Source organism: Flavobacterium sp. (assembly GCF_020217025.1).
GTDB lineage: Bacteria > Bacteroidota > Bacteroidia > Flavobacteriales > Flavobacteriaceae > Flavobacterium.
In genome coordinates this window covers 1-10,000 of record NZ_JAIWOF010000187.1, presented here as the reverse complement: position 1 = coordinate 10,000, position 10,000 = coordinate 1, and the positions used below count along the sequence as shown (strand labels likewise).

Below are 10,000 nucleotides of genomic sequence, written 5' to 3'. Positions count from 1 at the left end.
AGAAATTACTTAAAAGCTACGGCAGTTTTATCAGATGAAGATGATGAGGCTATCAGAGCTGAAATCAAGAAAGAAATTGATACGGATTGGGCGAAAGTTCAAGAAGAACCAGAAATTGTAGCTTCTTTAGAAGAGGAATTAGGTGATGTTTACCAACCTTATACTTTCGAAGAATTCAATCCATCTTCAGAAACAGAAAACATCCGTGTGATTGATGCGATTTCTAATGGTTTACGTCAGTCGATGGAACGCCATGAGAACTTGGTAATCATGGGACAAGATATCGCCGAATATGGTGGTGCTTTCAAAATTACCGATGGCTTTGTAGCTCAATTTGGAAAAGAAAGAGTTAGAAATACACCAATCTGTGAGAGTGCTGTAGTTTCAGCGGCTAACGGATTATCCATAAACGGATTTAAAGCGGTAATGGAAATGCAATTTGCGGATTTCGTTTCAACCGGATTTAATCCAATCGTAAACTTATTAGCAAAGCAACATTACAGATGGCAAGAAAAGTCGGATGTGGTGGTGCGTATGCCTTGCGGTGGTGGTACTCAAGCAGGACCTTTCCACTCACAAACTAACGAAGCTTGGTTCACCAAAACTCCAGGATTGAAAGTAGTTTATCCAGCATTTCCTTACGATGCAAAAGGTTTATTGAATACCGCAATTAACGATCCAAATCCAGTATTATTCTTCGAACACAAGCAATTGTACAGAAGTGTGTATCAAGATGTGCCAAAAGATTATTACACATTACCTTTCGGAAAAGCTTCGTTAATTAAAGAAGGAACAGATGTTACGATTATTTCATTTGGAGCAGGCGTTCATTGGGCTTTAGAAACTTTGGCTAAAAATCCAGAAATCAAAGCAGACTTATTAGATTTAAGAACTTTACAACCAATGGATTGGGATGCAATTTACGCTTCAGTTAAGAAAACGAATAAAGTAATCATTTTACAAGAAGATACTTTGTTTGGTGGTGTAGCAAGCGATATTTCTGCTATGATTATGGAAAACTGTTTCGAATACTTAGACGCTCCAGTAAGAAGAGTAGGAAGTTTAGAATCAGCGATTCCATTCATGAAGACGTTGGAAGATCAATATTTACCAAAAGGTAGATTTGAAACAGAATTAAAAGAGCTTTTGGCTTATTAATTCATTCATCATAAATTATTAAAAGACACTTTCGGGTGTCTTTTTTTGTTTTGGTTCTATAGTTCTCGATACAATTTTTAAAAGCAAAAATTAGCATTTTTCCTTTCAAAAATCACTCGAAATGACGACTGAGAGGTTTCGTTTATATAGTTTTTAAGCTCTTAGCTTAATGTTTTTTAATTCCATATTTCCTCTACCGTCACTTCGAGTGTTTTGGATTTGGAAAGCCTTAGATTTGCAAATCTAAAATGTATCGAGAACTAATGAAAAAAATTCTCTTTGCATACACTATCCATACTGTATCTATACTTCATCCATACTTCTAGCATACACTAGCCATACTTAACGCATACACTCCTCATACACTCGGCATACTTAAACTGATAAAAATTAAAGGGTTGAATAGAACGATTTGATAGCTTTTGACGGGTTTTGACAGGTTTTGACACCTTTTGTTGCCAAATGAAGGGTGCAACCTCAAATTATAGGGGTTTTGTTCGTAGTTTGTTCGTATGTTGTTCCTATGCGCTTCGTAAAAAGGGGTGTTTATACGAACAACATAGGAAGAAAGGTAGAAGGAAATACAAAAAGATATTAAAGTTTAGCTAATTTGAATATTTGTGTTTTCATCATAGCGTTTTAATGATTTCTCTAAAATACTTTTCATTCGTAATCGCAAACGTTCGGGTTTTAGGACTTCTAAGCCGTCTCCGAAGCCTAAAAGAATGCGTTCCATTTCGTAGTTTTCAATTAGAAATAGGTTGATGATAATACTTCCGTCTTCGTTTTCTTTTAGCAATCGTTGGGAGCGATGAAGCGGTTTGGTTAAAACATAAGGTGCATTGTATTGGTCTATCCAAAGTTGAATGGGTTTAGGTTGTAAACCTGAATTTACAGTTACGCCAATTACATTTTTATAATATTTTTCAGCATCGAAAGATTGCTCCAAAAAGGGCATTTGAAAATCGTAATCAATCTTAATGATTCGATCTAATGCTAAATTTGTGATGGGTTGACTAGCTTTTTTTCGCCCAATAATAAACCAACGATTGTTGAATTCTTTCAGGATAAAGGGATGAAAATGAAATTGTTGTTCTTCTTTGGATTTGAATGACTTATAAGTGATTACTAAAACTATTTTTTTAACTATGGCTTGATAGATTTCGTCCAAAAAATGCAAGCCTTTTAAACTCTCGTTTTTATCCAAATGAATAACGGGTTGGGTGTGCGATTTCTCGGCATAAATTTTATCTTCTAACCGTTGTAGGATATCCGAAACATCATTAAAAAGCGAAAAATCTTTGAATTGCTTCAACATAGAAACCGTTTCGCTCAATACATTAATATCCGTTTCGGTTAAAGGAATATCGGTTATGGAGAAATCTTCATCGGCATAATGGTAATACTTTTTATCATAGACTTCAATGGGCGCATTGTAGCCCAACTTTTCGCTACGCATCATCTGAATATCTAATTGAATGGTGCGTTTGCTTACGGGGTTTTTCTTGCCTTCGTATTCGTATAAAGCTTCGCTACAAGCGTTCATTAAATCTTCTAATGTCCATTGACGGTAGTTGTTTTGCAAACATTTGTCGATGGTTTTGTAGCGGATGAGAGCGTTTTTATTTTGAGCCATTTTTTTTGTTTCAGGTTTCAGGTTTTTGGCACGCGGATGAAACGGGTCTGCCTAGGCGGAGCGCTGATGGTGACGGATTTTTTTTCGAACACAGATTTAATAAATTTTAAAAAACTTTATAATCTTTTATGAACTTTAATCAGCATAATCTAAACTTTGTTTATCCTTATATGACTTATATGTTTAAAAATTTAAGTTTCAGGTTTTTGGCACCCGGATGAAACGGGTCCGCCTAGGCGGAGCGCTAATGGTGACGGATTTTTTTGGAACACAGATTGAATAATTTTTAAAATTAAATTATCAGAATTTACTCAAAAATACAATTCTTTTTTTAGTACGCAAAATAATTGCGTAGTTCTGTAAAACCTTTGCTTCATCAAACAAAGGGTAGTTAGCCTGATGTATCGTTAGACATGCATCAGGCTCTCGAAAGCAACAAAAATCAAATAAAAAATATAAATTTAACGTCATGGAAACTAAAATTAACGGAACCGATTTATTAGCCTTAGGTTATCCAGAAGGATCTTTAATAGGTGTAGCTTTAAAAGCTAATGCCAAAAGAACAGGATTGACTAAAGAAGAAATGGTATCGAATTATGCCTTGGTATTAGAAAATCCAGAAGCATTTTTAGAACATAAAATCTTTGGAAAGTTAGCACAAGCTATTATTGAAAAAGCCAATGAAAAACCAGAAGATTTTATCGCTCTAAATCCAAATCCAGCTGATTTTGCTTTGTATGGTGCCGATAAAATTGAAGAAGGCGCTATTAAACAAATGCAAGTTGCCATGCAATTGCCTGTTACGGTAGCGGGCGCTTTAATGCCTGATGCGCATCAAGGTTATGGATTACCAATTGGTGGGGTTTTAGCTACCAATAATGCGGTGATTCCGTTTGGTGTGGGTGTGGATATTGGATGTAGAATGGCTTTGTCGATTTATGATATTCCGGAGTTGTTTTATTATGAAAATGAAGCAAAATTCAAAAGAGAATTGGTTGCCCATTCTAAATTTGGAGCGGGACACGGTTTTCACGGACAATACAAATCGAATCATGAAGTTTTGGATAGAAATGAGTTTGCGGAACACACTTTTATTAAAAACTTAAAAGATAAGGCTTGGTCGCAATTGGGTTCTTCTGGTGGTGGAAATCACTTTGTGGAATTTGGTATTATAGAATTTGCAACCGATGATGCTGCATTAAACATTCCGAAAGGAAAATATGTGGCTTTGTTGACGCATTCAGGTTCGAGAGGATTTGGAGCTACTATTGCTGGACATTATACTAAAATTGCTAAAGAAACTTGTAAACTTCCAGAAGTAGCCAGAAACTTAGCCTATTTGGATTTAAGTTCTGATTTAGGACAAGAATATTGGATTGCGATGAATTTGGCGGGAGATTACGCTTCGGCTTGTCATGAAATTATTCATACCAAAATGGAAAAAGCTTTGGGAGCAACTGTTTTAGCCAAAGTAGAGAACCATCATAATTTTGCTTGGAAAGAAACCTATAATGGTGAAGAAGTAATTGTGCATAGAAAAGGAGCTACTCCTGCCGCAAAAGGAGTGATGGGAATTATCCCAGGAAGTATGACGGCACCTGGATTTTTAGTGCGAGGAAAAGGTGAGGAGAACGCTATCAACTCTGCCTCGCATGGTGCTGGAAGACAAATGAGCAGAACCCAAGCCATTAAAACCATTACTAAAAACGAAATGCAAGCCATTTTGAAAGACCATGGTGTAACGCTTATTGGCGCAGGAAAAGACGAAGCACCAATGGCTTACAAAGATATTCATCAAGTTATGGCTGCCCAAGAAGATTTGGTAGATGTAGTTGCCAAGTTTACACCAAAAATGGTGCGAATGGCGGATGATGGGAGTAGAGAGGATTAAAAAATGTTGAAAACTCAATTATAAATCGTTGTATTTACTTACGATTTGTAGTTGGGTTTTTGGTATATTTGAAAAAAAATATTTTGGATAATAATCAACAAGTTTCAAATCCACAAATGGTCAGAAAATTTTATTTTCTTGACTATATTTTTATTTTGCTTCAAAGCTGTAAAATTTATGAGGAAAGAGATTTGGTTTTTTTATATTTTAAAATTCTAAAAGATAAAGAAAGATTAGGTGAGTCAAAATATAGAAAACTAACAACTGATCAGTCTGAGTTATCTGAAAAACAAGTTAAAAGGTATATTTATACTTTTGAACAAGTTATTTTTGAAGCTGTTAATTATAATTTAATAAAAGATAACAAAAAGAATTTAATACTCACAGATCTTGGTAATGAATGTTTATTGTTTGGAGAAAAAGATAAAAGACTATTTTATGAAAAACTTTTAGTTTTAATGGAAAATCATTTTTTTGCGTTTTTTGATTTAATAAATCTGTGCTATTCACAAAATAAAACAAAAAACGGTCTACTCATTTTTCCAATATACTCACCTAGAAAGTTAGGATTTGAAAAAGATGACATGAAAAAAAATAGAGATTGGTATTTATTTTCAAAAAAACTACAGAAAAAACTCGAGTCTGATATTTCAAATTTTCTTGAGCAAGATATAAATTTAAATGAAGCAAATGAGTCTCTATTAAATACACTTTATGATGATAAATTAATTGATAAAGATTTAAACGGTTTCTATAATAAATCAAATTATAATTCAATTATAAGTAGATTCAGGAAATATTGGTTAAATTATTTTTTAAATAAAATTTATAACTATAAACATTCTTTTGAAACATTTAATATATGGGTAGAAAGAGGTAAACAGCTAGGAATAATTCATAGTACTGAGTTTTATCCAAATTTTGACGGAAGATTAGTTTATCCAACATCTTTGATAATAAATAATACCAATAACAGAGATTTGGTTAATGTTTTTACTTATAAAAATAATTTGAAATTATATATTCACAAATTGGAATGGACACAGAATAATCAAGATAATTTTGTTGATGCTTTGGTTGATTGCTATTTTGCTTTGAAAAGGGATAGAGGAACACATTTTATAAGAATATCAGATTTAAGAGAAAGAGTTTGTTACAAAAAAAGGATACCTAGCTTTGTTTTTAATGAATTTTTAGAGAAAATATATTTAAGAAATTTGAAAGGAGAAACAAAAGTTCAAATTTCTTTAGAAGCAGACAGATTACCGTACGAGACTAATGCTATGTATTTAAAAAGAGAGCCCGTATCGGTAAATGGACAATTTAAAAATATTATAGCAATTGATTACAGAAAATAAATTATTATGAAAAATCTATTAAAAAAGCCTACAAGTGAAATTTCGGTTGATAGAAAAGCAAAATATGAGGTATTTAATTTAAGAGAAAATCCATTTCCAAATACACCATTTGTTAATAAAATCTCCCCTGATGATAGATATAATGGCTCAATTTATGAGGCTAGTATTAGACAGGAAGAATTGAATTTAATAATAGACAATTTCATTAAAGAGCCGCAAAGTAATCCAAATCATTTGAGGCTGGGTTATATTCTAGATAATTCTTATGTCGGAAGAGGTAACGGTAAATCAGCTTTTACTTTAAATTTAGTAGATAAAATTAACAATGATTTTTGTTTAGATTTATCAAATAATATAAATAAATGTTTTGGTTTACACATATCACCTTTACCAAGTGGTAAATCAAAAACCTTTTATGATTTGGTTGACTTAATTTTTGAAGAAATAATTAATAAAAACATCATTAAGTACTCTTTAGCATCTTTGAGATTAGAATCAATTTTGAAATTGTATGATGGAAAAATTGACTTTAAAGAAGAAGATGATATTGTTGAGTTATTAAGTTCAAAAGATTTCTATTCTCAAAATTCAATAAATATTTCAAACATTACAAAAGATTTTTACACAAAAAAAGAGTTTAATAAAATTTCATCTGATTTTATTTTAAATAGTGATAAATTAAATTTTTTTGGTAGTAAAACAACTAATCAAGAAGATTTTATCAAGTTTTATAATGAATTAAAAAGAGGGAAGTCAAGAATAAATTTTGTCTTTAATGATTTAGTTTTGCTTTTTGAAGCTGCTGGTTTTAATGGTGCTTACATAATCATTGATGATTTTGAAAGGATTCCAGATTTTCAAAGTGAAAAATTAAAACAAGAATTTGCGTTAGAAATTAGAACCAATTTTTTTGATGGTATTTTGGAGAATGCAAGAATTGGGTTCTATAATTTAATACTTGTATTGCATGCAGGTGTACCAAGATTAATTGAAAAGGCATGGTCAATCTCTGGAATGGAAAGAAGAAGTCCCATATTAAGTGATTCAGGAAATTTATCTAATCATATAATTTCATTTAATAAACTTAATTTAAATCAAGCAAAACTGTTAATAGAAATCTATTTGACTAAATATAGAATAGCATCTGTTAACGATAATAAAATTTTTCCTTTTAGTGAGGAAGCCATAGAGTTGATTTCAGAGAAATCTGAATTTAATGCTTCATCAATTTTGGAGAGAGCATATGGTTTAATAGAGTCTGCAGTTAGTGAAGGTGTTGATTTAATTGATGTTGATTTTGTAAATACCAAGTTTGGTAAAAAAGATGATTTTGATTCAGAATTTAATAATGATGTTTCTAAAGAAGATTCTGATGATTTATTTAGTAAAGCTAAAAAATAGATTATGAGTTTTCATACACTAACTAAATTAGAATGTAAAGAAATTATTAATGTTGAAATATTAAAATCTAAAAAATATGATGAAGATTTTAATCATTTATCTGAATATATTGAAGGAATTAAATATTGGGATATTAAACTTTCTTCTATAAATAATATTCTAACAATATTATTAGAACAGGTCGAAAAAAAAGATATAAATTCAAAATGTGTGATTGATTATTTATACAATCTTTCTGAAAATACGAGTTTTTATATTCAAGAAACTGATTTAGACTTCCTAGATTTACTATATAAGAATACATTACATGCAGATTTAACTTTAGAAGATTATTTAATTAATACACAAAATGAATTACTCAGTCGATTATAAATATGTGGTTGATACTAATGCTCTTATTTCTTATTTTTCTGATATATTTGAAGGATGTGATATTTCTGTAAGTAAAGAATCTCTTGAAATAATTGATCAGGCTATTAATAATAACAATGAAATAAAATTAATAATTCCATCATGTGTTTTTCTTGAGATTTTTATTAAGTGGTTTAAAAATGAAGAAATTGCAAACAAGATAATTTCTGAAATTTATTACAGAATTAAACAAAAAGAAAATATTGAAATTCAACCTTTAGACAAGGAAATTCTTGAAAATTATATTTTAATAAAAGATATTGAAGAGGAATATAAATTTGATGGCCATGATAAGCAAGTTTTTGCGTCAGCTATGACAATGCAATGTCCTTTAATATCATCAGACTTAAATTTGATACGATATAATCAAAGAAAAAAATTAGTTCCATCAATACTTAAATGATTTTTATTACATTTGCCCTCGAAATGAAAACACAAAAGCAACATAATAGTCTAATTCAATATCGCTCAGCGATAGATTTTCCTATGGAGAATGATGGACGTTGTATGTGTTTTTATGAAGAATAGTTATTGTTTTTAGTAAAATTACACCAAAATACACGAAACGTCCTTTGCAAAAAGGGCGTTTTTTTTGTTTGAATAATGATTGAAAGTAGAGTTTTAGATGCTGAATCGAGTTCAGCATGACAGAAATAGAAAAAAAAGTAAAAAAATGTTTCATGATAAAACGAAATAGTAAAAAATAAAGGTAAATGCGTAACCAAATGAGAGACAGTCATTTGTAAAATCCGAAGTATCTGTTGGAAAACGGACAGGATTTTTATTGCTTAAAAATAAGTATAACTAATTGATTATCAATAAAATAATTTCAAAAAAGATTTGGAAGTTACTTTTTTTTGACTTTATCTTTGCCACAGAAATCAGTTGACAGTCACAGTGGTCAGTTGGCAGAAATCAAATATTAAAAAATATAATAATGAGAACACTATATAACATTCAAAAACGAAATATTACAATCATGATAGATTGTTTTAGTCCATCACGTAATGTAGCTCCGAAACATGATTTCGGATATAAGAATAAACAGGTGCATACTAATAGGCATTTGGGATAGTAGTATTCCATTGTTATGATATGAAGCACCTTTTATGAGGTGCTTTTTTTATGCCCAAAAAATACTGATTCTGTAGCTCAAGGGTAGAGCAGTGAGCTGTTAACTCAAAGGTTGTAAGTTCGAATCTTACCAGAATCGCAACTGATTTTGTAGCTCAATTGGAAAGAGTATTTGCCTACGAAGCAAAGGGTTGAAGGTTCGAGTCCTTCCAAAATCACACGAGTTCTTTAGAAAGGAACAAGGCTTATTGGTCCCGATAATTATCGGGATTCCCGACTGTCTCTCGGGAAATTGAATTTTCATTCATGATAAGCCTTACAAAATGGAAGTACGCCAAAGTAGGAGAGTTGGGGCGGTCTGTAAAACCGTTGTTTAATTACTGAGTAGGTTCGAATCCTACTACTTCCACAAGTTATTTTACTACGCAAAATAATTGCGTAGTAGGTTTTGAATCTTTGTTCAGCAATAAAGAAGGTCATAAATATAATGAGATTTAGCTACGCTGAACTAAAGTTTCTCCTTACGTCGAAATGACAATTAGGTGAATAAATAATATCAAGCAAGTCTTGTTGGGTGTTTCGGTATAGCACTATTGTAGTATTCGTTTCGCAATTGCGAATAATGTTGTACTGTTCAACTTGGCTTGGAGGTTTTGGTGGTTTTCCAAAAAATCATCACAAATGTTATGCAGGTTCGAATCCTGCTGCTACGAAAGTAGTATGGCGGAATGGTAGACGCGCAAGATTTAGGTTCTTGTAACAGTTAGTTGGCGCGGGTTCGATTCCCGTACGCAATTCAAGATGCGTTAGCTCAGTTGGTAGAGCACTACACTTTTAATGTAGGTGAGTGGCATCACTCCTAAAAATGATGTACCATAAGAAAATCTTCGGACTTGGTTAGTTTTAGCTCGACTTGTTCGTAAAGAAACACTTAGGAAAAGACCTGAAAATGGCTTCGTATTCCTAACCGTTCTTTTGCTTTTGTATTTGCTTGTTGTTCGCTACGGCTAACTTCAAAATAGAATAGAAACCCATTAGAATACTTTTGATTACTAACTTTTTTCCGTTTTG

General features: G+C 31.6%; 7 protein-coding genes and 3 tRNA genes. 9 read left to right on the top strand and 1 reads right to left on the bottom strand.

Annotated features, from left to right (window positions below):
* Positions 1-1,158: alpha-ketoacid dehydrogenase subunit beta (locus LDL23_RS09680; RefSeq protein WP_291265506.1), on the top strand; the 1,158-nt coding region annotated here is incomplete at its 5' end.
* Positions 1,159-1,759: 601 nt separating this feature from the next.
* On the opposite strand, the gene LDL23_RS09675 is transcribed toward LDL23_RS09680, so the two are convergent.
* Positions 1,760-2,794, bottom strand: coding sequence for a WYL domain-containing protein (locus LDL23_RS09675; protein WP_291265505.1), 1,035 nt, complete (start codon positions 2,792-2,794; stop codon positions 1,760-1,762).
* Between the two features lie 469 nt (positions 2,795-3,263).
* On the opposite strand from LDL23_RS09675, the gene LDL23_RS09670 reads away from it, so the two are divergent.
* The 8 genes from LDL23_RS09670 to LDL23_RS09635 all read left to right on the top strand — a co-directional run bounded on the left by LDL23_RS09670 (position 3,264) and on the right by LDL23_RS09635 (position 9,719).
* The gene (locus LDL23_RS09670; RefSeq protein ID WP_291265504.1) at positions 3,264-4,685 is read left to right on the top strand and encodes an RtcB family protein; all 1,422 of its coding nucleotides are present in this window, start codon (positions 3,264-3,266) and stop codon (positions 4,683-4,685) included.
* A gap of 83 nt (positions 4,686-4,768) precedes the next feature.
* Complete coding sequence (locus LDL23_RS09665) at positions 4,769-6,043, top strand: hypothetical protein (protein WP_291265503.1); 1,275 nt, start codon at positions 4,769-4,771, stop codon at positions 6,041-6,043.
* Positions 6,044-6,049: 6 nt separating this feature from the next.
* The gene (locus tag LDL23_RS09660) at positions 6,050-7,444 is read left to right on the top strand and encodes a hypothetical protein (protein WP_291265502.1); all 1,395 of its coding nucleotides are present in this window, start codon (positions 6,050-6,052) and stop codon (positions 7,442-7,444) included.
* Positions 7,445-7,447: 3 nt separating this feature from the next.
* On the top strand, positions 7,448-7,816 hold the full coding sequence (locus LDL23_RS09655; protein WP_291265501.1) for a hypothetical protein: 369 nt from the start codon (positions 7,448-7,450) through the stop codon (positions 7,814-7,816).
* Positions 7,794-8,258, top strand: coding sequence for a PIN domain-containing protein (locus LDL23_RS09650; protein WP_291265500.1), 465 nt, complete (start codon positions 7,794-7,796; stop codon positions 8,256-8,258). Before LDL23_RS09655 ends, LDL23_RS09650 begins: the two co-directional genes overlap by 23 nt.
* A gap of 738 nt (positions 8,259-8,996) precedes the next feature.
* A tRNA-Asn gene (locus tag LDL23_RS09645) sits at positions 8,997-9,068 on the top strand.
* Positions 9,069-9,073: 5 nt separating this feature from the next.
* Positions 9,074-9,147: transfer RNA gene (locus LDL23_RS09640), tRNA-Arg, on the top strand.
* A gap of 504 nt (positions 9,148-9,651) precedes the next feature.
* Positions 9,652-9,719: transfer RNA gene (locus LDL23_RS09635), tRNA-Leu, on the top strand.
* The last annotated feature ends 281 nt before the right edge of the window (positions 9,720-10,000 follow it).